The organism is Antrihabitans stalagmiti, from assembly GCF_016482825.1.
Classification (GTDB): domain Bacteria; phylum Actinomycetota; class Actinomycetes; order Mycobacteriales; family Mycobacteriaceae; genus Antrihabitans; species Antrihabitans stalagmiti.
This window is the reverse complement of the sequence record NZ_JAEMNV010000002.1, coordinates 895,288-917,585: the sequence shown is the minus strand read 5'-3', so window position 1 is coordinate 917,585 and position 22,298 is coordinate 895,288. Positions and strand designations below refer to the sequence as shown.

The following is a 22,298-nucleotide window of genomic DNA, read 5'->3' as shown; positions in this document are numbered from 1 at the left end:
GTCGGTGACCACCTCGAGCCTCAACCTCCTGCGACGGGTCCGGCTCGGTGTGTACGTTGTCGCGATCGCCCTTTCCGTGCTTGCTGTCGTGCTCGTTCTCGCAGCGTGGCGCGACGATCACACGATCGAGTCCGATCGGGGAGTTGCGACCGCCGAAGTGTTGTCCGCAGGCAGGCTGCGCTCCGCGGTAGCCTTCGTGACACCGGACGGTGTGACGCACAACCCACGTCTTGGTGTCCTCTATCCCACCAACCTGACCGTCGGCCAGCGGATCGACGTCGAATACTCGAAGGCCGACCCCGACCTGGTTCGCGTCGCCGGTCGCAACGCGAGTGTGGCGATCATTCCGGCAGCGTCGGTCATTGTCGTCGTGTGGGTGATTGCGCTGCCGACGCTGTACTACCTGCGTCGCCGCGCCCGCCGATTCGAAGCGTTCTCCTGAACTTCGTCTCGCGGCAACGTCACGGTGGCTACCCTGCGCAATCGCTGCGACAGGATCGAACCATGCGGATAGCCATAGTCGCAGAATCGTTCCTGCCGAATATGAACGGTGTAACCAACTCGGTGCTCCGAGTGCTCGAGCACCTCAAAAGGCAAGGTCACCAGGGGTTCGTCGTCGCGCCGGACACCGTCCGGTCGCTGCCTCCCGCGCCGACTGACCACGATGGATTCCCCATCTACCGAGTGCCCGCGGTTATGGTCCCGAAGGTCAGTTCGCTTCCGGTCGGACTGCCGCAACCGGGTATGACGGCGGCCTTGCGGGCTTTCGACCCGGACGTAGTTCACCTCGCGTCGCCGTTCCTGCTCGGTGCGGGTGGGCTCGGCGCTGCTCTGCGCCTCGACGTCCCCGCGGTCGCTATCTATCAGACCGACGTCGCGGGCTTCGCCGAAAGCTACGGACTAGGACTGACCAGCCGCGCAGCATGGGGGTGGACCGCACGCATCCACCGGCGTGCTGCCCGCACACTCGCTCCCTCGACGGCCGCGGTCGATGCCCTCGAACAGCACCGCATCCCGCGTGTGCACCGCTGGGGTCGGGGGGTCGACATCGATCGCTTCAGCCCGACCGCACGCCGCGAGAGTCTGCGGGCGCAGTGGCTCGGCGCAGATCGGGACAAGTTGGTCGTCGGGTTCGTCGGCAGACTCGCGCCGGAGAAACACGTCGAACGACTGGCACCCCTTGCCCGTGATCCGCGCATCCAGCTTGTCGTCGTCGGCGACGGACCCGACCGTCCGTCGTTGGAACGGCTCTTGCCGGGAGCGGTGTTCATGGGACAGCTCGGTGGTGCCGAGCTGGCACAGGCCTATGCGAGTCTCGACGTCTTCGTCCATCCGGGCGAGCACGAAACGTTCTGCCAGGCCGTTCAGGAAGCGCTGTCCAGCGGCGTTCCTGTCATCGGACCCGACGCGGGTGGTCCGCGAGATCTCGTGTCGCACTGCCGAAACGGCTACTTGCTCCCCGTCGATCGGTTCACCGAACTGCTACCGAGCGCTGTGTCGGCACTCGCAGATCCCGATGGCCGCTCCAAATTCGGTGACGCTGCACGACGTTCGGTCCTGCACCGGACGTGGCCCGCGGTCTGCGGCGAACTGATCGAGCACTACCGCGACGTGATCGGCGGAACCGCGGCGCAGTGGTCCCACACCGCGTAGTCGCCAAGCTTTCGGCGAAAGGTAGCTTTGAGGCGTGGCAAAGACTCAGGGCTCCCGGGCATCGCTCGAGAAGGATCCGACCGACGTAGCGGCAATGTTCGACGGCGTCGCGAAGCGCTACGACCTCACCAATACGGTGATCTCGCTCGGGCAGGACAAGTTGTGGCGACGTGCGACGCGCAAGGCGATCGCGCCGAAGACCGGTGAGCGGGTCCTCGATCTGGCCGCAGGTACAGGCGTGTCGACGGTCGAGATCGGGAAGTCCGGAGCCTGGTGCGTCGCAACGGATTTCTCGAAAGGAATGTTGAAAGCCGGACTGTCGCGCAACGTTCCGATGGTCGCGGGTGACGCCATGCACCTGCCGTTCGCCGACTCCGTATTCGACGTCGCCACAATCTCTTTCGGGCTACGCAACGTGTCCGATTTCGACGCCGGACTACGCGAGCTCGCTCGGGTGACCAAGCCGGGTGGGCGTTTGGTGATCTGCGAGTTCTCCACACCGGTGTTCGCGCCGTTTCGGATCGCCTACCTCGAATATCTGATGAAAGCTCTGCCGCAGGTTGCCCGGCGTGTCAGCAGCAACCCCGATGCCTACGTCTACCTCGCCGAATCGATCCGAGCCTGGCCGGATCAGGCGAAGCTGGCAGAGCACATCCAGGATGCGGGCTGGGGCGAGGTGCGGTGGCGCAATCTCTCCGGCGGCATCGTCGCGCTGCATGCCGCGACGCTGCCGACGACGTAGGGCTAAGAGCTTTCGCCGTCGACGTACATCTGCCTGACCTCGACGTCGCCCTCCCACTCGGGCCAGTACTCCTTGTGCAGGTCGAGTAGCCAGCGGGCGTTGTCGAGAGCCTCCTCGTGCGAACTCAGGTTCTGGATCGCATAACCGCCGACGAGTTCTTTGGTCTCCGCATACGGTCCGTCCGTGATTTTGCCGTTCGTCAGCGTCAGCTTCGCGCCTCCGTCGCGAATGGTGCCCAACCCGCCGGCCTCGAGGATGACACCAGCCTTCATCTGCTCCTCGATAGCTGCGTTCATCGCGTCCTGCAGCGCCTGCGGCGGTTCGCCTTGCTCGCGTGCACTACGTATCCAGGTGAGGTATCGCATCGCATTTCTCCTCGAGGTGAAGTGTCGGCGAAAGCCCGATCTGCGGAAGGCAGATCGGGCCTTCTGGGGTGTAGGGGGTACTCAGCGTCCGATGATCGAGGCAACGATGGCGCGCACCCGGCCGTCACGCAGCCACAGTCCCAGCCAGACGAACACTCCCACGTAGGCGGCGGAGAGCACGGTGCTGAACAGCGGCTTCTCGTTCATCATGTTGTTCAGCATCACCGCGCCACCGAAGTAGCTCGTCAGAAAGACCGCACCGAGGATCGAGGTGCGCGGCACGACGTAGAGCGCGATGCAGGCGAGCAGGATGGCACCGATCACCGGAACCTGACCGGTCGGGATGCCGAGCGCGACACTGGCGTCCACGACTTCCTGGACCTGGGCGAGCTTGGACAGCGAGTCCAGCAGCAGAAGCGCGACCACGACGCCGCTGACGATGCGGCCTGCGAGGCGAGCCTTCGGCGACACCGTGTGTGCGGCGGCGGAAGCGGGGATGGCGGTTGCGATGGTGGCGGTCATGTCGATCTCCTTCGAGTGAACGTATCGGTGGTTTGGCTCCGGCTTTCGCCTGGCCTCACCAACACGTCGATCGACTCGACGCGATATCGACAGGGATCGCGAAAAACTTTCGGAACTGATTTTGCCGCGCCTTCGCCCGTACGGTCAGGCGAATTCGGCCGCGGTGTAGGTGTGGTCGCCAGGGACGTACTTGCGCTCGACGAGCACAAGCCAGTTGCCCGAGTTGTCGCGGATGATCGCCTCGACGCCGTAGGGCCGCTCCGCAGGCTCGGCGACCAACTCGACGCCCTTGGCCGCGAGTTCCTCACAGGTTTTACGGCAGTCCTTCGTGCTGAGCCCGAGGCCACCCGCCGAGCCGTTCGCGAGCGCGCGGCGGATCGTATCTGCCATCCCGTCGTCGAGCGGCGGCCCCGGAATCATCAGTGTCACTTCGAGTTCCGGATGGTCCGGATGGGCGACCGTCACCCACCGGAACCCTTCACCCATCGATACATCGGCGGTTTCGACGAAGCCGAGCTTGTCTGTATAGAACTTCTTGGACTCGTCCTGGTCGGTGACATAGACGGTGACGAGAGAGACGTTGGTAATCATGGGAACAACTTATTCCGAAGACTCCTCCGCAGGCTTCTCCGGAATTGCTGTCTTGGTCCGCGCGGTCGGTGGACCGCCTGCCCTGTCGCTGAGGCCGTGCATGAACACGAAACAGCCCGGGATGTGGGGGACACCTGCTCCTGCAAACTTCGCTTGATAGGCAGACGGCGACACCCCGACGAGCGCACGGAACTTGCTGCTGAACGATCCGAGACTGCTGTACCCGACGAGGTCGCACACCTCGGTGACCGTCAAGTTCGTCGCGCGCAGCAAGTCCTGGGCCCGCTCGATTCTGCGTTCGGCCAGATACAGCGCCGGAGTCTTGCCGTAGGTCGCCGCGAAGCACCGCAGAAAGTGGTATTTCGACACGCCCGCGGCACGGGCGAGTTCGTCGAGATCGAGTTGCTCGCTGTAGCGCCTGTCGGCGAGATCGCGTGCGCGTCGCAAGTGCACCAGCAGGTCGTGTGCGACGGGTTGTGCCGTCATCAGCTGAACGGTGGGCGGCGATCGATTCGAAGTGATGCGCGACCCGAAGCTCGCCACGCGCGCGCGGTCGCGTCGACGTCCTCGTCCGTCACCAGATTGCCCATCACGCGAATTGCGATGCGCATCAGCGCTTTCGAACGCAAGACTGGGGGTCCGCCAGCGCGGACCGCGCCGGGAACCGTCGCCAGACCGGCGAGTCGCCGCGCGATCGAAAAGGCCTTGCCGTAGCGCTGCCGCAGCAGCTCCGGCCAGATGTCGGTGAGGTCGGGTTCGTCGAGTAGGTCGACGATCAGCCTGCCACCTTCGAGCCCGTAGTCGATGCCCTCGCCGTTGAGTGGATTGACACATCCCGCCGCATCACCGATGAGCGCCCAGTTCTTGCCTGCGACGCCGGATACGGACCCACCCATCGGCAGCAGTGCAGAGGACACCGCGCGAATCGGTCCCTCGAATTGCCACTCCTCGCGACGCTTCTCGACATACAACTCGAGGAGCGGTTTGAGTGCGACGTTCGCGGGCCGCTTGACGGTCGCCAGCGATCCGACCCCGATGTTCACCTCGCCGGTCGCGAGCGGGAAAACCCAGCCGTAACCGGGTTGCAGGGCCCCGTCGCCGTCGCGTAACTCGAGGTGTGACGTGATCCACTGATCGTCACTGCGCCCTGAGGTGACGTAGGCGCGAGCCGCGACGCCGTACGCGGTCTCGCGGTGCCAGGTGCGGCCGAGTTTCTTACCTAGCGGCGAGCGAACACCGTCGGCGACGATCAGCGAACGGCACGTAATGGTCCGGGTACCCGATGCCGTGGTGAATGTCACTGCACGCACCGAATCGCCGTCGCGTTCGACGTCGACCGCTTTGGCGCCCTCCACCATTCTCGCACCGGATTCCACGGCCGTTCGGCGGAGCTTGTCGTCGAGTTCGGTTCTGGGAACGGCACTTCCGATGGTGGGCAGTGATCCGCCAGGCCATTCGAGTTCGACCTCACGGCCGAACCCCGCCAAACGCAGCCCACGGTTGGTCGCACGCTCGCGAACCCACTCACCGAGGCCGAGATGATCGAGCTCCGCAATCGCACGCGGCGTCAGTCCGTCACCGCACGTCTTGTCGCGCGGAAAGGTGGCCGCATCAGCAAGAACGACGTCACGGCCTGCAACCGCAGCCCACGCAGCAGCGGCCGAACCGGCAGGTCCTGCGCCGACGACGAGAACGTCGGTACCGATCGGAAACTCCTGCTGCTCCGAATCCACTACAGGCTCCACTTGGCTACATACGACGTCATGGTTCCATCTTGACAGCCCGAGCGGGTGGACGCGTTTTCAGCCGCCGTGAGGGGTGCTCAGCAGGCATCGAGCGGACCGACGTCAGCGCCAACCGCTAGGTTCAATACCGTGAACCTCGATGCGTCACCGACAGAAGGAACGAGCACCGGGATAGTGAGCGAAGAGAGCACGGTCGTCGCAGGGGTCGATCTGATCGACCCCACGCTGGCCGCGAAGGTCCGCGATGGCCTCGAGAGGGTCGAGAAGCTGCTCGTCAGCGAACTGTCCGACGGTGAGGATTTCCTGACCGAGGCAGCGCTGCACCTCGCCAAGGCAGGCGGCAAGAGGTTCCGGCCACTCTTCACGATCCTGACCGCCCAACTCGGACCCAAGCCGTACGACCCAGGGATCATTACGGCCGCGACGGTCGTCGAGTTGGTCCACCTCGCAACCCTGTATCACGACGACGTCATGGACGAAGCGACGATGCGACGGGGAGCGCCGAGCGCGAACGCTCGCTGGGGCAACAATGTCGCGATCCTCGCGGGCGACTACCTGTTCGCCCACGCTTCGCGACTGGTGTCCACACTCGGACCCGAAGCGGTCCGCATCATCGCCGAAACCTTCGCGGAACTGGTCACCGGCCAGATGCGCGAAACCATCGGCGTCAAAGAGATGCAGGATCCGGTCGAGCACTATCTGCGGGTCGTGTGGGAGAAGACCGGTTCGCTGATCGCGGCGTCCGGCAGATTCGGTGGCACCTTCTCCGGTGCGACGGCAGATCACGTCGCCCGTCTCGAACGACTCGGCGATGCCGTCGGAACCGCATTCCAGATTTCCGACGACATCATCGACATCGCATCCGTCTCCGAGCAGTCTGGCAAGACGCCCGGCACCGATCTGCGCGAAGGCGTCCACACATTGCCGGTGCTGTTCGCGCTGCGCGAAGAGGGCCCCGCGGGCGACCGGCTTCGGCAGCTGCTGTCCGGACCTGTCGATTCCGACGACGACGTCGCCGAAGCACTCACCCTGCTCCGCGGCTCTCAGGGCATGCAACTGGCCAAGGAGAAGCTGGCCGGCTATGCCGACCTCGCACGCGCCGAGCTTGCGCAACTGCCGCAGGGAATCGGGAACGAGGCGCTCAAGCGACTCGTGGATTACACGATCGAGCGCGTCGGCTGAGCCGCCGCGAGTAACGTCTCCTACGCGCCGGGAACTGTGTCACCCGGCGGCTTCGTTGGCTGTATGACGGTGACGAAGAAATGGGGCACGTGTGCACGGCTACGCAAACGGCTTGAAGACGTTCGGGCTGCTGGTCGGCATGTCCGCGTTGATCGTGTTTGCGGGCGCGATGTTCCGAAACAGCACAATTCTGATCATCGCGATCGTTCTCGCTGTCGCGATGAACGGATACGCGTACTTTGCCAGCGACAAACTTGCGCTGCGGGCGATGCATGCCCAACCCATCACCGAGGTCGAGGCGCCGGTGATCTACCGGATCGTGCGCGAACTGGCGACGACGGCTCACCAGCCGATGCCGCGGCTCTACATCAGCCCAACGAATGCGCCCAACGCCTTCGCAACCGGCCGCAGTCCACGGCACGCGGCCGTGTGCTGCACCAGCGGAATTCTGCAGATCCTCGACGAACGCGAACTACGCGCGGTGCTCGGCCACGAACTGTCCCATGTCTACAACCGCGACATTCTCATCTCGTCCGTAGCGGGGGCGATGGCGGCGGTGATCTCCGGCCTCGCCAACCTCGCAATCTTCGCCTCGATGTTCGGCGGCCGCGGCAACGGCGGCGGACCGAACATGCTCGGTGTGTTACTCGTCTCGCTGCTGGGCCCGATCGCCGCAACGGTCGTCAAACTCGCGGTCTCCAGGTCACGTGAGTACCAGGCAGACCAATCCGGCGCCGAGCTGACAGGTGATCCCCTCGCGCTCGCATCTGCGCTGCGGAAACTGGAACTGGGCGTCAGCGCGGCACCACTGCCGCCGGAGCCGCGACTGGCGGCACAGTCGCACATGATGATCGCCAACCCATTCCGCGGCGGCGAACGGATAGGGAAGATGTTCGCCACCCACCCCCCGATGGCAGACCGCATAGCCAGGCTGGAAGCGATGGCGCGGGGGGAGTAGGGGTGGCTGTGACCCTGGACCTCGCTGTGACACTGGACCTCGCCTGCGCTCGGTCGGGTTCGGCGCGCCCCTAGACGTCGTCTTCCCTCGTCGGCTCGCGCTTCGCGCATCGCTCCTCGGTCCAGACGACGCCGGCGCACCGAACGGCGTGTGGCCGCGCGATCGGATGGAGCGAATGTGGCACTGGTCCCGCGTGGCGGTGCGAATGTCGCATTGGCTCCGGGTTTGTGTGGAGTGGGGGTGGCGCTGACGCTGCTGGGTGGAGTGAGGGGCGCCCTGGGGCCGTGTGGTTGCGGGTTTGGTGGAGCGAATGTGGCACTGGTCCCGCTGGGCGGCACGGATGTCGCATTGGCTCCGGGTTTGTGTGGAGTGGGGGTGGCACCGACGCCGTACAGCAGCGTGAGGGGCGCCCCGACCCCACGTGAATGGTTGCGGGGCCGGCGCAGCCTGGACCGAGGAGCGATGCGCGAAGCGCGAGCCGACGAGGGAAGGCTGCGGCTATAGGCCCGGCAACCCCCGCCCGAGCGCAGGCGAGGGCCATCAACACTGCTACCGATAGTTCACAAACTGCAGGGCGATGCCGAAGTCTTCGTTGCGTAGCAGTGCTTGCACGGCTTGCAGGTCGTCGCGCTTCTTGCTGCTGACGCGGAGCTCTTCGCCTTGGATCTGGGCTTTCACGCCCTTGGGGCCTTCGTCGCGGATCTTCTTGGTGATCTTCTTCGCGTTCTCGGTGGTGATGCCCTGGACGAGGGTGCCGGTGATCTTGTAGATCTTGCCGGACTGGACCGGCTCGCCCGCGTCGAACGCTTTGAGCGAGATGTCGCGGCGGATCAGCTTCTCCTTGAAGACGTCGAGTGCGGCCTTGACGCGCTCTTCGGCTTCGGCGGTGAGGACGATTGCCTCTTCGCCGGACCAGTCGATGCCTGCGCCGGTGCCTCGGAAGTCGTAGCGCGTCGTCAGCTCTTTGGCTGCCTGGTGCAATGCGTTGTCGACCTCTTGACGATCGACTTTGCTGACGACGTCGAAGGATGAATCGGCCACTAAGTGCTCCTCGATGAGTTGTTTGGTACCGACGTTATCGTTGCGCGCACGGCGCTGGCCACCCGGTTTGGTGTTCGGGTGCGGGTTCGTTGTATTCTGCTCTGCGCGAGGAAGCAATACTTCGAACCTGGGTTCGAGAACGCTGAACGCGAATGGCAGATTGCCCGAGCGGCCAATGGGAGCGGACTGTAAATCCGTCGGCTTATGCCTACGTAGGTTCGAATCCTACATCTGCCACACCGAAGAAAATGCCCCGTGATCTGCCGCTGCGCAGGTTCGCGGGGCATTTTCGTTGGAGCGAATCCAGGCTGCAGTTGTGTGCGTCGCACCACCCCTGACCTAACGGTTTGGCGTGGGGCCGCCACACTGTGTAACCTCTTGAAGGCTTCAAGCGCACCGTGAATTGCTGGATAATTCTTGGTGTGGGCGTTGCCATGCCCCCTTAGCTCAGTCGGTAGAGCGTTTCCATGGTAAGGAAAAGGTCAACGGTTCGATTCCGTTAGGGGGCTCGCTGGATTGCGGTGCTGCATCGGTTAGGTGCAGTGTCAGATACCTGGCGGTGTAGCTCAGTCGGTAGAGCAAACGACTCATAATCGTTGTGTCGCCGGTTCAAGTCCGGCCATCGCTACAACATGAACGAAACCTGATCGAACCAGATCAGCCCTGATCGAACCAGATCAGAGACTTACTCGAAAGAAGGCGTCCCGTGGCCTCGACCGACGTTCGGCCCAAGATCACCTTGGCGTGCGTGGAATGCAAGCACCGTAACTACATCACCAAGAAGAACCGGCGTAACGATCCGGATCGTCTGGAACTGAAGAAGTTCTGCCCGAACTGCGGCACCCACAGGGCGCACCGCGAGTCTCGCTAACTCCCTTCGTTCCGGTAGACGGTTGCACGTGGGGATGCCGACACGCCGGACCCGCGCGACGCGGCGTCCAACGTAGATAGGTAGATTTCCCACGTGACAAACAATGTTGTTTCGGACACAGTCGAAGACGTTTACGCCCAGACCGAAGCAATGGTCGGGCACCACTACCGCGTCGACGACTACTACGAAGTAGGGCGCGAGAAGGTTCGTGAGTACGCCCGCGCCGTCCAGGATTACCACCCTGTGCACTGGGACGAGAACACCGCTCAGGAGTTCGGTTACGACGGCCTTCTTGCGCCGTTGACGTTCATCTCTCTGGTCGGAATTCTGGCGCAGAAGCGACTCTTCGACACGGTCGTGACCGGCTACGACGCAAGCCAGATCATGCAGACCGACCAGGTTCTCGAGTTCCACAAGCCCATCAAGGTCGGCGATCAGCTGACCTGTGAGGTGTACCTCGATTCGTTCCGTCGCGCGCCGCAGGGTGCAGGGATCATCGTGACCAAGAACATCGTCACCGATCAGAACGACGAACTCGTGCAGACCACCTACACGACGCTTGTCGGCCGCGCCGGTGAGGCGATCGACGAGAACCTCGAGCACGCGGTCAAGGACGTCATGATGCACGGCGTCGGCTCCGACGCTCCATCCCATCTCCCGAAGCCGAAGTTGGCGAAGGGCGAGCCCGCTTCCGCTGCTGCAGCGCCTGCAGATGCGCCGGCCAGCAAGCACGCACGCGATTTCGACACGGTGTCGGTCGCTGACGAGCTCCCGCCGCGCACTGTTCGGTTGACCCGCGGCGACCTCGTCAACTACGCCGGTGTTTCCGGTGACGCCAATCCCATTCACTGGAGCGACACGGTCACCAAGCTCGTCGACCTGGACAACGTCGTCGCACACGGAATGCTGACGATGGGCCTCGGCGCGGGATTCGTGACGTCGTGGCTCGGTGATCCCGGTGCGGTTCGTGAGTACAACGTGCGTTTCACAAGTCCGGTGTACGTGGATCCGCAGAAGGCGGCGGAGATCGAGTACACGGGCAAGGTGAAGTCCGTCGACGCGGAGTCGAAGACCGCCGTCGTCGCTATCACTGCCAAGTTCGAGGGCAGGCGAATTTTCGGCCGGGCGACGGCCACAGTCAAGCTGGCTTAGCCGCGATTTCGGTCGGGCGCGGGCAGTAACGTACACTAAGTTTTCTGGGTTTTCTCAGCGCTGCGCGCTGCCCTGTAGTGCTGGTTCAGGCTACCGAGGGTGGCGCGCATCGTATGTGAACCTAGAGCGGACAGGTCGAAAGTTCGGGTTCATCGCAGCGCGGTGAGGGCGAGCACATCGATCAGTCCGAAGGGGCGTAGCTCAACTGGCAGAGCAGCGGTCTCCAAAACCGCAGGTTGCAGGTTCAAGTCCTGTCGCCCCTGCCCTGGATGTCAGCGACTGAGAGGATCGACGGTGAGCGACGAGCGCGACACGCGCGACGGCGGCGACGCGGAGGACAAGGTCTCCGGTAATGCCGACCCGACTGCAGATGACGCGACCGAGCAGGCCGAAGCCTCGGTGAGTCGGCCGAGCGGCAAGCGGTCGAGTCGCAGGACACGAACAGCGGAATCTTCGGATTCGGCATCGTCGGCGGTGGCAACGGTCCGCAGGCCTCGGCCCGCTGGTGCGAGATCGTCCGCGACCGCGAGCAGGACCAAACAGGAGAACGTCTTCAAGCGGTTGCGCCGGTTCTTGCGCGAAGTGATTGCCGAACTGCGCAAGGTGATCTGGCCGAACCGCAAGCAGATGGTCACCTACACAAGTGTTGTTCTGGTGTTCGTGGTCTTCATGGTTGCCTACATCAGCGGATTGGACCTGGCGTTCATCAAGGGCGTCAGCTGGCTGTTCGGATAGACAGGAGCGGAGCCTGCGGGAGCGACCACCACAACTGCCGGCGCCCCACAGACCTACGTGACGACTAAGGAAGCGATTGCCAAGTGAGCACCCCGGAGAACGGCTCGACCCCGCAGGTTACCGACGAGGCCTCGGCCGATGAGCAGATCGTCCTCGACGAGGTGGCCTCCGATGACGCTGTCGCGGATGCGCCCGACGACGATGTGACGGCTGACGAGGTCGTTGTCGACGAGGTGACGGGTGAAGAGGTCGAAGCCGAACCCGAAGAGCCTGTCGATCCCGTTGCGGAGATGAAGGCGGCGCTCAAGCGAGCCCACGGTGATTGGTACGTCATTCACTCCTACGCCGGTTACGAGAACAAGGTGAAAGCAAACCTCGAGACCCGCGTTCAGAACCTCGACGTCGGCGACTACATCTTCCAGGTCGAAGTTCCGACCGAAGAGGTAACCGAGATCAAGAACGGCCAGCGTAAGCAGGTCAACCGCAAGGTGCTGCCCGGTTACATCCTGGTTCGTATGGAACTCAACGACGAATCGTGGGGCGCGGTGCGTAACACTCCCGGCGTAACCGGGTTCGTCGGAGCAACGTCACGACCGTCACCGCTGTCGATCGACGACGTCGTGAAGTTCCTGCTTCCGCAGGGAACTCAGAAGAAGGCCGCTGCCGGCACCGCCGGCGGGACGGAATCCACGTCCGCCGCGTCGACGAAGTCGGTCATCGAGGTCGATTTCGAGGTCGGCGAGTCCGTCACAGTCATGGACGGTCCGTTCGCGACCTTGCCTGCCAGCATCAGCGAGGTCAACGCCGAGCAGCAGAAGCTCAAGGTCCTCGTGTCGATCTTCGGCCGCGAGACGCCCGTCGAGCTCGGCTTCACCCAGGTCGCGAAGATCTGACCCGCGGAATAGTCGGCCACTCAAAAGACTTGCACTGCTAGCGCAAGAAACCCGAGCAATACACAAACAAGGAAACACGAGAGATGCCCCCCAAGAAGAAGAAGAAGCTCGCCGGGATCATCAAGCTTCAGATCCAGGCCGGTATGGCGAACCCAGCTCCTCCAGTGGGTCCCGCGCTCGGCCAGCACGGCGTCAACATCATGGAATTCTGCAAGGCGTACAACGCGGCGACCGAGTCGCAGCGTGGCAACGTCGTGCCTGTCGAGATCTCGGTGTACGAGGATCGGACCTTCGACTTCAAGTTGAAGACTCCGCCTGCTGCCCGCCTGCTGCTCAAGGCTGCCGGTGTGCAGAAGGGTTCCGGCGAACCGCACAAGACCAAGGTCGCCAAGGTGACCATGGATCAGGTTCGTGAGATCGCGAAGACGAAGCAGGAAGACCTGAACTCGAACGACATCGAAGCGGCCGCGAAGATCATTGCGGGCACAGCGCGTTCGATGGGTATCACGGTCGAGGGTTAAGAACTACAACGAACGTGTGGGAGAGCCGGCCAGGCTCGTAAACCACAACTGCCGAATACAAGAGCGTAAGGACAGAGAACATGGCAAAACGAAGTAAGGCGTATCTCGAAGCCGCCGCGAAGGTGGATCAGAGCGTTCTGTACAGCCCGCTGCAGGCAGCGAAGCTTGCGAAGGACACCGCGACGAAGAACACGGACGCAACCGTCGAGGTTGCCGTTCGACTCGGCGTGGATCCACGCAAGGCGGATCAGATGGTTCGCGGCACGGTCAACCTTCCCCACGGCACGGGCAAGACCGCTCGTGTGATCGTCTTCGCCGCAGGCGAGAAGGCTGTCGAGGCTGAGGCCGCTGGTGCGGACGCAGTCGGCGCCGAGGATCTGATCGAGCGGATCCAGGGTGGCTGGCTCGATTTCGACGCCGCTATCGCGACGCCGGATCAGATGGCCAAGGTCGGCCGTATCGCGCGTGTCCTCGGACCGCGTGGTTTGATGCCGAACCCGAAGACCGGCACGGTCACGATGGACGTCACGAAGGCTGTCAACGACATCAAGGGCGGCAAGATCAACTTCCGCGTCGACAAGCAGGCCAACCTGCACTTCGTCATCGGCAAGGCGTCGTTCGACGACGCTCAGCTGGTTGCGAACTACGGTGCGGCACTGGAGGAGATCCTCCGTGCGAAGCCGTCGTCGGCCAAGGGTCGCTACGTGAAGAAGGTTACTGTTTCGACCACCACCGGTCCGGGCATCCCGGTGGATCCGAACCGTACCCGCAACCTCCTCGAGGATGCCGAGTAGCAAGTCCTTCCACAGAATCGACGGCCGGTGCGCAGTGCGCACCGGCCGTTTCTGGTTTCGTGTGACTGCATTCGGCTTCGGGGCCTGAAGTAGGGTTTGCGTTCATGGGTCTGTTCGACGTGATTACGTTCCCCGTCCGTGTTGCTATCGCGTTCGGCGAGGCGAGCATCGGTGTTGCCAAATTGGTCGACCCCGATGGTCCACTTCGGATGGCGAATCAGGTGTCGACGATGACGGCCGCCGACCAACCGCTCGGCAAGGCGATGGCGCCGGGTGGGGTGCTCGATCGCTTGCTCGCCGAGGACGGCATCGTTGCGAGACTGTCGACGCCCGGCGGCCCGCTGGATCGGTTGATGGAACCCGGTGGCGCGGTGGATCGCGTCACGGCACCGGGTGGTCCATTGGAGCGTCTGCTGTCCGACGATGGTGCCCTGGAACGAGTTCTTGCCAAGGGTGGTGTGCTTGATCAGCTACTTGCGGAGCAGGGTTTGATCCAGCAACTCGTCGAAGACGGCGGCATCATCGAGCGCGTCACCGACTCTTTGGAACGTATCGCGAGGATCGGACCCGTGATCGAATCACTGGACCGTCCGATCAAGGCCGTCGACGAGTCGGCGCAGTTGCTGTCGGTCGCTGTCGAGCCGTTGCGCGATTTCGCGATGCGGATGCCGGGGATGAAGCGCAGACCTGCGCCGCGGACCGTCAGGAGCGAGCGCGACATCGCGGAGGCGGCCGACGTTGCCGAGATCATCGACGCAGACACCGTCGACTAGGCACGTTCGAAGTTTTCCACCAGCAGTCCGGTGATCCGCGGCAGCAGTTCTACGGGTAGGTCGTGGCCCATGCCGTCGATGATGTGCAGCGTCGCACCTTTGATCGCGCGAGCGACGGCCTTGCCTGCTGCAGGACGGATGAGTGGGTCCTTGGCACCGTGGATCACGACGGTCGGCTTGTCGATCTTCTTCGTAAAGCGAAGCAGGCTGCCGCTACCTGTAACCGCGCCGAACTGCCGGACGACGCCTGCCGGGTGGTAGCTGCGGTCGTAACTCTCACCTGCACGTTGGGCGGCGACCTCGGCGGACACCCGATACGCCGGGCTGCCGATTGCTTGTTGACCTCGCATGATCAGCTTGACGACGTCGTCTCGCGTCGGGTTCTTGCCGGGGCTCGACAGCAGTGCCTTGAGCGCAAGGGGCGCGGGAGGCGGTAGGAACGGTTGGTTCGTGCTGGAGAAGATGATGCCGAGGGTGCGAACGCGGTCCGGACTCTGTGCGGCGAGTACCTGTGCGATCATCCCGCCCATCGATGCGCCGACGACGTGGGCCGAGTCGATGCCGAGGTGGTCGAGCAGGCCTCGGGTGTCGGCGGCCATGTCGGTGAGGGTGTACGGCACCGCGCTTGGCCTGCCGATTTCGAAGAGCGCCATGCGAAGCAGCATCGAGCCGGATACCCGGGTTCCGTCCATCTTGGTCGAGAGGCCGATGTCGCGATTGTCGAAACGGATCACCCGGTAGCCTGCATCGACAAGAAGGTCGCAGAATTCGGTCGGCCACAGTGTGAGCTGTGCGCTGAAGCCCATGATGAGCAGCACCGGCGGTGCGTCGATATCGCCCATGTCCTCGTATGCGAGCGTCAGCCCGTTGGCCTCCGCTGTGCCGCGTCGAATGTCCTGCGTCATCGGTGACCCTCACAATCGTCGTCGGTCGTTCTCCGCCCGACTGTAGGCGTTTTGGCCGTTCACGCCTGGGTCGGGTACTCTAACGGACGGCCGTCGAGCATTTCGGCAGCCACCCAATCACGTTCTACCCAAGACCGTTGGTCACTGTGGCTTGTACAGCACAGTTGAAGGTCCGGAAAGCATTGTCCGGCGACCCACGCAGGAGATCGAGGTAGGGATTGCGACGCTTTTGCGTTGCGTCCTGATACGCCCCGTGTGCCCTGCACCGGGGCGTTTTGCATTCTCTCCTCCCTTCCTACTTTGCCTGACCGCCAACGGCTTTCGGTCGAACAGGGTCCAAGAAGTACTGACCGTCACGAGAGGAGGCGAAGTATGGCAAAGCCTGAGAAGGTCACCGCGGTAGCGGAGATCACGGAGCAGTTCAAAGGTTCCACCGCAGCGGTTGTCACGGAATACCGTGGTCTGTCCGTAGGAAAGATCACTGATCTGCGGCGTGCGCTCGGCGCGAACGCTACCTACTCCGTCGCCAAGAACACCCTGGTCAAGCGTGCCGCTGCTGAAGCGGGCGTGGAAGGCCTCGACGACTTGTTCGTCGGTCCGACCGCCATTGCATTCGTCAACGGCGAACCGGTCGACGCAGCGAAGGCGATCAAAGCCTTCGCAAAGGACAACAAGGCGCTGATCATCAAGGGCGGCTACATGGACGGCCGTGCGCTGTCCGTGGACGAGATCAACCGGATCGCGGACCTCGAGTCTCGCGAGATCCTGTTGGCGAAGCTTGCCGGCGCGATGAAGGGCAACTTGGTCAAGGCCGCAGTTCTGTTCAACGCTCCCGCATCGCAGGTGGCCCGCTTGGCCGTTGCGTTGCAGGAGAAGAGGCAAGCAGCAGAGGGTGCTCCGGCGGTTTCCGAAACCGCCGAAGCGACCGACGCTGCCGAAGTTGCTACCGAAAGCTGATCCGCACCCGCGCATCACGCATAACCACCACGCACGCTGCGCGTGCAATCCAGGTCGCGGGATCAGCGACTGGAACCAAAAGGAAGGACCGCCATCATGGCGAAGCTCACCACCGATGAGTTGCTCGACGCTTTCAAGGAACTGACCCTGCTCGAGCTCTCGGAGTTCGTCAAGGCATTCGAGGAGACCTTCGAGGTCACCGCCGCTGCTCCGGTTGCTGTTGCAGCCGCAGGCGGACCCCCGGCAGCCGCTGAGGCAGCCGAGGAGCAGGACGAGTTCGACGTCATCCTCGAGGGTGCCGGCGACAAGAAGATCCAGGTCATCAAGGTCGTTCGCGAGATCGTCTCCGGCCTGGGCCTCAAGGAAGCCAAGGACCTCGTCGAGAGCGCTCCGAAGGCCATCCTGGAGAAGGTTGCCAAGGACGCAGCCGAGGCTGCAAAGGCGAAGCTCGAAGGCGCCGGCGCCAAGGTGTCCGTCAAGTAGTTCGGCGAAACGCTCGTCGAGCGCCTACGCCAGGCGGGCGATCCCTTCGGGGGTCGCCCGCTTTCGTTTGTGTTGCGGGTTTGCAAGCACTGTCACCTGAGGCACACCCCTTGGGATACAGTGTCCGAACGCACAATGGCTCGGGTCAGGCTCGTGTCGATGGGTTGTGTCTGTTCGAATGTGGAGGTTGGCGTGGGCGTAGCAGTCAGGACCGAAGGCATCAGTAAGTCTTTCGGACGGCAAAATATCTGGCAGAACGTCACGCTGAACATCCCTCCGGGTGAGATCAGCCTGATGGTCGGCCCGTCGGGCACGGGTAAGTCCGTGTTCCTGAAGTCGCTGATCGGTCTGCTCAAGCCCGAAGAGGGCGAGATCTTCATCGGTGACACCAACATCACGACGTGCTCCAACAAGGAGCTGTACGAGATCCGCAAACTGTTCGGCGTCCTCTTCCAGGACGGTGCACTCTTCGGCTCGATGGACCTGTTCGACAACGTGGCGTTCCCGTTGCGCGAGCACACCAAGAAGTCCGAATCCGACATCCGCAAGGTCGTCATGGAGAAGTTGGACCTGGTCGGTCTGACCGGCGCCGAGGGCAAGCTGCCCGGCGAGATCTCCGGCGGTATGCGCAAGCGCGCCGGCCTGGCGCGTGCTCTGGTACTCGATCCGGAGATCATCCTGGTCGACGAGCCCGACTCGGGTCTCGATCCGGTGCGTACGACCTACATCAGCCAGTTGTTCCTCGACATCAACGCGCAGATCGACGCGACGTTCCTGATCGTGTCGCACAACATCAACCTCGCTCGTACGGTGCCGGACAACATCGGCATGCTGTTCCGTCGCAACCTGGTGATGTTCGGACCCCGCGAAGTGCTGTTGACCTCCGACGAGCCCGTCGTCAAGCAGTTCCTCAACGGTCGGATGATCGGTCCGATCGGTATGTCCGAGGAAAAGGACGAGGCGCAGATGGCGCAGGAGCAGGCTCTCGCCGATGCCGGTCACCATGCCGGTGGCGTGGAAGACGTCGAGGGCATCGTGCCGCAGATGGTCGCAACGCCGGGTATGCCGCACCGCAAGGCGATCGATCGCCGCCAGGCCCGAGTTCGCGAGATCATGCACACGCTGCCGCACGCCGCTCAGGTCGCGATCCAGAACGACCTCGACGCAACGCAGGACACGCAGCAGTACTCGACCTACGACAACGGCGATCAGTACGACAACGGCGATCAGCACGACAACAGCAACCAGGACACCCAGGTGCTGCCGACTTACAACGAGGGCGGCTACGAATCTTCGCCTTCCCTGCGCAAGCAATAGCGTTCGACTCGAGATCCGCCGAGGCCAGGTTTTCCTGAGCCTCGGCGGATTTTGCGTTCCAAAACGATGGAGCGGCGATGCATGGCGCATTTCCCCTGATCGGATTGCGTAAAACGCCGTAAGAAGCCTTGACGCGGGCGGGATGAGGCGTCACTCTAGTGGCGAGACATGCGAGAGATCGCGGGCCGAGCGGTGCTTCGCCAGAGCAGTGATTTGTATTACTGCTCGCTGGCAACCAGCGTCGTTACCGCACGGACGCCCAGCTCGGATGTTACTTTTGGTGCGCCGCTCGACATATGTCGAGATTCGGTGTAGTTTTGGACGTTGCGCTGGCTGCCTCCTGTCCACCCCTCAACTGCTTGGCTGAAAGTGTCACTCTCGGGTGCCGCTTACTTCATGTTGCGGGCGTATTTCCGTTCGGGCGTCATCCAGCTCCGTGCCCGATCAGTTTAGAAAACGCCCCGCAGAACAAGCAGATACGAGCGAAGGTCACGCGATTTGCGTGGCCCGCGTGAGGTGCTGGAAGGACGCATCTTGGCAGTCTCTAGCCAGACCAAGGCCAATGCCGGTATTCCCGGAGCCCCGCCTAGGGTTTCTTTTGCAAAGATTCGTGAGCCCCTGGAAGTTCCTGGGTTGCTCGACCTACAAACAGATTCGTTCGAATGGTTGGTCGGTTCGCCGGCTTGGCGTGAACGTGCAACCGCACGCGGCGACAACGCACTCGCAGGTGGTTTGGAGGAGATCCTCACCGAGCTGTCCCCGATCGAGGACTTCTCGGGATCCATGTCGTTGTCCTTCTCGGACCCACGCTTCGACGAGGTCAAGGCCTCGACCGATGAGTGCAAAGACAAGGACATGACCTACGCGGCGCCGTTGTTCGTCACCGCCGAATTCATCAACAACAACACTGGCGAGATCAAGAGCCAGACGGTCTTCATGGGAGATTTCCCGATGATGACCGACAAGGGCACGTTCATCATCAACGGCACCGAGCGCGTGGTAGTCAGCCAGCTCGTTCGTTCGCCGGGTGTGTACTTCGAGCACAACATCGACAAGACGACGGAAAAAGACCTCCACAGCGTGAAGGTCATTCCGGGTCGTGGCGCATGGCTCGAGTTCGACGTGGACAAGCGCGACACCGTTGGTGTCCGTATCGATCGCAAGCGTCGTCAGCCGGTCACCGTGCTGCTGAAGGCCCTTGGTTGGTCCACCGAGCAGATCACGGAGCGCTTCGGCTTCTCCGAGATCATGATGGCGACCCTCGAGAAGGACAACACGGCAGGTACCGACGAGGCCCTGCTCGACATCTACCGCAAGCTGCGTCCGGGCGAGCCGCCAACGAAGGAAAGCGCGCAGACTCTGCTGGAGAACCTGTTCTTCAAGGAGAAGCGCTACGACCTGGCTCGTGTCGGTCGCTACAAGATCAACAAGAAGCTCGGCATCCACACGGGCGAGCCGATCACGTCGTCGGTTCTCACCGAAGAAGACATCGTCGCCACCATCGAGTACCTGGTTCACCTGCATGCGGGCGATCAGTCGATGACGGCTCCCGGTGGCATCGAGGTTCCCGTCGAGGTCGACGACATCGATCACTTCGGTAATCGTCGTCTTCGTACGGTCGGCGAGCTGATCCAGAATCAGATCCGCGTCGGTCTGTCTCGTATGGAGCGTGTCGTTCGCGAGCGGATGACGACTCAGGACGTCGAGGCGATCACGCCGCAGACCCTGATCAACATCCGTCCCGTCGTCGCCGCGATCAAGGAGTTCTTCGGAACTTCGCAGCTGTCGCAGTTCATGGACCAGAACAACCCGTTGTCGGGTCTCACCCACAAGCGTCGCCTGTCGGCTCTTGGCCCCGGTGGTCTGTCTCGTGAGCGTGCCGGCCTCGAGGTTCGCGACGTGCACCACAGCCACTACGGCCGTATGTGCCCGATCGAGACCCCTGAAGGCCCGAACATCGGCCTGATCGGTTCGCTGTCGGTGTACGCACGGGTCAACCCGTTCGGCTTCATCGAGACGCCGTACCGCAAGGTCGTCGAGGGTCAGGTCACCGATCACGTCGACTACCTCACCGCCGACGAAGAGGACCGCCACGTCGTTGCTCAGGCGAACTCGCCGATCGACGCCGACGGTCACTTCACCGACGAGCGCATTCTCGTTCGTCGTAAGGGTGGCGAAGTCGAGTTCGTCCTGTCGACCAACGTCGACTACATGGACGTCTCGCCGCGACAGATGGTGTCCGTCGCAACCGCGATGATTCCGTTCCTCGAGCACGACGATGCAAACCGCGCCCTGATGGGTGCGAACATGCAGCGTCAGGCGGTTCCGCTCGTTCGTTCCGAGGCGCCGCTCGTCGGTACCGGCATGGAACTGCGCGCGGCGATCGACGCAGGCGACGTCATCATCACCGAGAAGAGCGGTGTGGTCGAAGAGGTTTCGGCCGACTACGTCACGGTGATGGCCGACGACGGCACTCGCAAGAGCTACCGGATGCGCAAGTTCGCCCGCTCCAACCAGGGCACCTGCGCGAACCAGCGGCCGATCGTGGACGAAGGTGCACGGGTCGAGAAGGGCCAGGTACTCGCCGACGGACCATGCACCGAAAACGGTGAAATGGCACTCGGTAAGAACCTGCTCGTGGCGATCATGCCGTGGGAAGGCCACAACTACGAGGACGCGATCATCCTGTCGCAGCGCCTCGTGGAAGAGGACGTTCTCACCTCGATCCACATCGAAGAGCACGAGATCGATGCTCGCGACACGAAGCTGGGCGCAGAGGAGATCACTCGGGACATCCCGAACGTCTCCGACGAGGTCCTCGCGGATCTCGACGATCGCGGCATCGTCCGCATCGGTGCCGAGGTTCGTGACGGCGACGTGCTGGTCGGCAAGGTCACGCCGAAGGGCGAGACGGAGCTGACACCGGAAGAGCGCCTGTTGCGCGCGATCTTCGGTGAGAAGGCCCGCGAGGTTCGTGACACGTCGCTCAAGGTTCCGCACGGCGAGTCCGGCAAGGTCATCGGCATCCGGGTGTTCTCCCGCGATGACGACGACGATCTGCCTCCCGGCGTCAACGAACTGGTCCGCGTCTACGTGGCACAGAAGCGCAAGATTCAGGACGGCGACAAGCTCGCCGGCCGACACGGCAACAAGGGCGTCATCGGCAAGATCCTCCCCGCTGAGGACATGCCGTTCCTGCCCGACGGAACCCCTGTCGACATCATCCTGAACACGCACGGTGTGCCGCGTCGTATGAACATCGGTCAGATCTTGGAGACCCACCTCGGGTGGATCGGCAAGACCGGCTGGAACATCCAGATCGCAAGTGACGGAACGCGTCCCGACTGGGCAGCAACTCTTCCCGAAGAGATGCTGGCTGCGGGTCCGGATTCCAACATCGCGACTCCGGTGTTCGACGGTGCGCAGGAGAAGGAACTCACAGGTCTGCTGGAGTCGACGCTGCCCAACCGTGACGGTGTGCAGATGGTCGGCGCCGACGGCAAGGCGACGTTGTTCGACGGACGTTCCGGCGAGCCGTTCCCGTACCCGGTTTCGGTCGGCTACATGTACATCATCAAGCTGCACCACTTGGTCGACGACAAGATCCACGCTCGTTCGACCGGGCCGTACTCGATGATCACGCAGCAGCCCCTCGGTGGTAAGGCCCAGTTCGGTGGCCAGCGCTTCGGTGAGATGGAGTGCTGGGCGATGCAGGCCTACGGCGCGGCTTACACGCTGCAGGAACTGCTGACCATCAAGTCGGACGACGTGGTCGGTCGAGTGAAGGTGTACGAGGCGATCGTCAAGGGCGAGAACATCCCTGAGCCTGGTATTCCGGAGTCGTTCAAGGTGCTCCTCAAGGAGCTGCAGTCGTTGTGCCTCAACGTGGAGGTGCTGTCCTCGGACGGTGCAGCCATCACGATGGCCGACGGCGACGACGAAGATCTCGAGCGTGCCGCAGCGAACCTGGGAATCAACCTTTCCAGGAACGAAGCTGCGACGGTCGACGACCTCGCGAACTAGGACGTGTGCCGATGTGGCATTCGCACCGCTTACCGGGACGAATGCCACATCGGTTCACCGCAACTTTGAGAATTT

The 22,298-nt window shown here is 62.9% G+C and carries 23 protein-coding genes and 4 tRNA genes; 20 read left to right on the top strand and 7 right to left on the bottom strand.

Features of this window, described 5'->3' with window-relative positions:
• The first annotated feature begins 4 nt into the window (after window positions 1-4).
• From JGU71_RS08350 to JGU71_RS08340, 3 genes are all read left to right on the top strand, one after another.
• A complete protein-coding gene (locus tag JGU71_RS08350) occupies window positions 5-442 on the top strand; it encodes a DUF3592 domain-containing protein (RefSeq protein ID WP_307829556.1) in 438 nt (145 codons plus the stop codon).
• A gap of 62 nt (window positions 443-504) precedes the next feature.
• Window positions 505-1,653: a glycosyltransferase family 4 protein gene (locus JGU71_RS08345; protein ID WP_199703525.1), complete on the top strand. Its 1,149-nt coding sequence runs from the start codon at window positions 505-507 to the stop codon at window positions 1,651-1,653.
• Window positions 1,654-1,687: 34 nt separating this feature from the next.
• Window positions 1,688-2,395: a demethylmenaquinone methyltransferase gene (locus JGU71_RS08340; RefSeq protein ID WP_199703524.1), complete on the top strand. Its 708-nt coding sequence runs from the start codon at window positions 1,688-1,690 to the stop codon at window positions 2,393-2,395.
• 2 nt (window positions 2,396-2,397) lie between these two features.
• Here the strand turns inward: JGU71_RS08340 and JGU71_RS08335 are convergent, their stop codons facing one another.
• The 5 genes from JGU71_RS08335 to JGU71_RS08315 all read right to left on the bottom strand — a co-directional run bounded on the left by JGU71_RS08335 (window position 2,398) and on the right by JGU71_RS08315 (window position 5,606).
• On the bottom strand, window positions 2,398-2,760 hold the full coding sequence (locus JGU71_RS08335; RefSeq protein ID WP_199703523.1) for a YciI family protein: 363 nt from the start codon (window positions 2,758-2,760) through the stop codon (window positions 2,398-2,400).
• A gap of 81 nt (window positions 2,761-2,841) precedes the next feature.
• A complete protein-coding gene (locus JGU71_RS08330) occupies window positions 2,842-3,282 on the bottom strand; it encodes a DoxX family protein (protein ID WP_199703522.1) in 441 nt (146 codons plus the stop codon).
• 144 nt (window positions 3,283-3,426) lie between these two features.
• Window positions 3,427-3,873, bottom strand: coding sequence for a VOC family protein (locus tag JGU71_RS08325; RefSeq protein WP_199703521.1), 447 nt, complete (start codon window positions 3,871-3,873; stop codon window positions 3,427-3,429).
• Window positions 3,874-3,882: 9 nt separating this feature from the next.
• On the bottom strand, window positions 3,883-4,359 hold the full coding sequence (locus JGU71_RS08320; RefSeq protein ID WP_199703520.1) for a helix-turn-helix transcriptional regulator: 477 nt from the start codon (window positions 4,357-4,359) through the stop codon (window positions 3,883-3,885).
• Complete coding sequence (locus JGU71_RS08315) at window positions 4,359-5,606, bottom strand: geranylgeranyl reductase family protein (protein WP_307829555.1); 1,248 nt, start codon at window positions 5,604-5,606, stop codon at window positions 4,359-4,361. The genes JGU71_RS08320 and JGU71_RS08315 overlap by 1 nt, the downstream gene beginning before the upstream one ends.
• A gap of 183 nt (window positions 5,607-5,789) precedes the next feature.
• Between JGU71_RS08315 and JGU71_RS08310 the strand changes: the two genes are divergently transcribed.
• Window positions 5,790-6,800, top strand: a complete 1,011-nt coding sequence (locus JGU71_RS08310) for a polyprenyl synthetase family protein (protein WP_443623742.1) — start codon at window positions 5,790-5,792, stop codon at window positions 6,798-6,800.
• Between the two features lie 91 nt (window positions 6,801-6,891).
• Window positions 6,892-7,758 carry a zinc metalloprotease HtpX gene (htpX, locus tag JGU71_RS08305; RefSeq protein WP_199703517.1) on the top strand — a complete coding sequence of 289 codons (867 nt, stop codon included), beginning with the start codon at window positions 6,892-6,894 and terminating at the stop codon, window positions 7,756-7,758.
• Between the two features lie 549 nt (window positions 7,759-8,307).
• Here htpX and JGU71_RS08300 read toward each other — a convergent pair.
• On the bottom strand, window positions 8,308-8,799 hold the full coding sequence (locus tag JGU71_RS08300) for a YajQ family cyclic di-GMP-binding protein (RefSeq protein ID WP_199703516.1): 492 nt from the start codon (window positions 8,797-8,799) through the stop codon (window positions 8,308-8,310).
• A gap of 154 nt (window positions 8,800-8,953) precedes the next feature.
• Between JGU71_RS08300 and JGU71_RS08295 the strand changes: the two genes are divergently transcribed.
• The 11 genes from JGU71_RS08295 (at window position 8,954) to JGU71_RS08245 (ending at window position 14,538) form a co-directional block, all read left to right on the top strand.
• A tRNA-Tyr gene (locus JGU71_RS08295) sits at window positions 8,954-9,036 on the top strand.
• A 199-nt stretch (window positions 9,037-9,235) separates the two neighbouring features.
• Window positions 9,236-9,308 (top strand) — tRNA-Thr (locus JGU71_RS08290).
• Window positions 9,309-9,354: 46 nt separating this feature from the next.
• Window positions 9,355-9,427, top strand: a tRNA-Met gene (locus JGU71_RS08285).
• 78 nt (window positions 9,428-9,505) lie between these two features.
• Window positions 9,506-9,670, top strand: coding sequence for a 50S ribosomal protein L33 (gene rpmG / locus JGU71_RS08280; RefSeq protein ID WP_199703515.1), 165 nt, complete (start codon window positions 9,506-9,508; stop codon window positions 9,668-9,670).
• 150 nt (window positions 9,671-9,820) lie between these two features.
• A complete protein-coding gene (locus JGU71_RS08275) occupies window positions 9,821-10,822 on the top strand; it encodes a fused (3R)-hydroxyacyl-ACP dehydratase subunits HadA/HadB (RefSeq protein ID WP_199703652.1) in 1,002 nt (333 codons plus the stop codon).
• A gap of 190 nt (window positions 10,823-11,012) precedes the next feature.
• Window positions 11,013-11,085, top strand: a tRNA-Trp gene (locus JGU71_RS08270).
• Window positions 11,086-11,116: 31 nt separating this feature from the next.
• A complete protein-coding gene (gene secE / locus JGU71_RS30360; protein WP_199703514.1) occupies window positions 11,117-11,557 on the top strand; it encodes a preprotein translocase subunit SecE in 441 nt (146 codons plus the stop codon).
• Between the two features lie 83 nt (window positions 11,558-11,640).
• Window positions 11,641-12,450 carry a transcription termination/antitermination protein NusG gene (nusG, locus tag JGU71_RS08260; RefSeq protein WP_199703513.1) on the top strand — a complete coding sequence of 270 codons (810 nt, stop codon included), beginning with the start codon at window positions 11,641-11,643 and terminating at the stop codon, window positions 12,448-12,450.
• 83 nt (window positions 12,451-12,533) lie between these two features.
• A complete protein-coding gene (gene rplK, locus JGU71_RS08255) occupies window positions 12,534-12,971 on the top strand; it encodes a 50S ribosomal protein L11 (RefSeq protein WP_199703512.1) in 438 nt (145 codons plus the stop codon).
• An 80-nt stretch (window positions 12,972-13,051) separates the two neighbouring features.
• On the top strand, window positions 13,052-13,765 hold the full coding sequence (gene rplA / locus JGU71_RS08250; protein WP_199703511.1) for a 50S ribosomal protein L1: 714 nt from the start codon (window positions 13,052-13,054) through the stop codon (window positions 13,763-13,765).
• 104 nt (window positions 13,766-13,869) lie between these two features.
• Window positions 13,870-14,538: a hypothetical protein gene (locus JGU71_RS08245; protein ID WP_199703510.1), complete on the top strand. Its 669-nt coding sequence runs from the start codon at window positions 13,870-13,872 to the stop codon at window positions 14,536-14,538.
• Here JGU71_RS08245 and JGU71_RS08240 read toward each other — a convergent pair.
• Window positions 14,535-15,443, bottom strand: coding sequence for an alpha/beta fold hydrolase (locus tag JGU71_RS08240; RefSeq protein ID WP_199703509.1), 909 nt, complete (start codon window positions 15,441-15,443; stop codon window positions 14,535-14,537). The genes JGU71_RS08245 and JGU71_RS08240 overlap by 4 nt on opposite strands.
• 372 nt (window positions 15,444-15,815) lie before the next feature.
• Between JGU71_RS08240 and rplJ the strand changes: the two genes are divergently transcribed.
• From rplJ to rpoB, 4 genes are all read left to right on the top strand, one after another.
• Complete coding sequence (gene rplJ, locus JGU71_RS08235; RefSeq protein ID WP_199703508.1) at window positions 15,816-16,400, top strand: 50S ribosomal protein L10; 585 nt, start codon at window positions 15,816-15,818, stop codon at window positions 16,398-16,400.
• 96 nt (window positions 16,401-16,496) lie between these two features.
• Window positions 16,497-16,883, top strand: coding sequence for a 50S ribosomal protein L7/L12 (gene rplL / locus JGU71_RS08230; protein ID WP_199703507.1), 387 nt, complete (start codon window positions 16,497-16,499; stop codon window positions 16,881-16,883).
• A gap of 159 nt (window positions 16,884-17,042) precedes the next feature.
• Complete coding sequence (locus tag JGU71_RS08225; protein ID WP_233528976.1) at window positions 17,043-18,200, top strand: ABC transporter ATP-binding protein; 1,158 nt, start codon at window positions 17,043-17,045, stop codon at window positions 18,198-18,200.
• Window positions 18,201-18,716: 516 nt separating this feature from the next.
• Window positions 18,717-22,223 carry a DNA-directed RNA polymerase subunit beta gene (rpoB, locus tag JGU71_RS08220; RefSeq protein ID WP_199703651.1) on the top strand — a complete coding sequence of 1,169 codons (3,507 nt, stop codon included), beginning with the start codon at window positions 18,717-18,719 and terminating at the stop codon, window positions 22,221-22,223.
• Window positions 22,224-22,298 lie beyond the last annotated feature (75 nt).

Coding starts and splice junctions, on each gene's coding strand:
- rplL (WP_199703507.1), top strand. CDS start 16,497: ATGGCGAAGCTCACCACCGATGAGTTGCTCGACGCTTTCAAGGAACTG.
- rplA (WP_199703511.1), top strand. CDS start 13,052: ATGGCAAAACGAAGTAAGGCGTATCTCGAAGCCGCCGCGAAGGTGGAT.
- JGU71_RS08225 (WP_233528976.1), top strand. CDS start 17,043: ATGGGTTGTGTCTGTTCGAATGTGGAGGTTGGCGTGGGCGTAGCAGTC.
- JGU71_RS08325 (WP_199703521.1), bottom strand. CDS start 3,873: ATGATTACCAACGTCTCTCTCGTCACCGTCTATGTCACCGACCAGGAC.
- JGU71_RS08240 (WP_199703509.1), bottom strand. CDS start 15,443: ATGACGCAGGACATTCGACGCGGCACAGCGGAGGCCAACGGGCTGACG.
- rplJ (WP_199703508.1), top strand. CDS start 15,816: ATGGCAAAGCCTGAGAAGGTCACCGCGGTAGCGGAGATCACGGAGCAG.
- JGU71_RS08245 (WP_199703510.1), top strand. CDS start 13,870: ATGGGTCTGTTCGACGTGATTACGTTCCCCGTCCGTGTTGCTATCGCG.
- JGU71_RS08320 (WP_199703520.1), bottom strand. CDS start 4,359: ATGACGGCACAACCCGTCGCACACGACCTGCTGGTGCACTTGCGACGC.
- JGU71_RS08275 (WP_199703652.1), top strand. CDS start 9,821: ATGGTCGGGCACCACTACCGCGTCGACGACTACTACGAAGTAGGGCGC.
- rplK (WP_199703512.1), top strand. CDS start 12,534: ATGCCCCCCAAGAAGAAGAAGAAGCTCGCCGGGATCATCAAGCTTCAG.
- JGU71_RS08335 (WP_199703523.1), bottom strand. CDS start 2,760: ATGCGATACCTCACCTGGATACGTAGTGCACGCGAGCAAGGCGAACCG.
- JGU71_RS08330 (WP_199703522.1), bottom strand. CDS start 3,282: ATGACCGCCACCATCGCAACCGCCATCCCCGCTTCCGCCGCCGCACAC.
- JGU71_RS08345 (WP_199703525.1), top strand. CDS start 505: ATGCGGATAGCCATAGTCGCAGAATCGTTCCTGCCGAATATGAACGGT.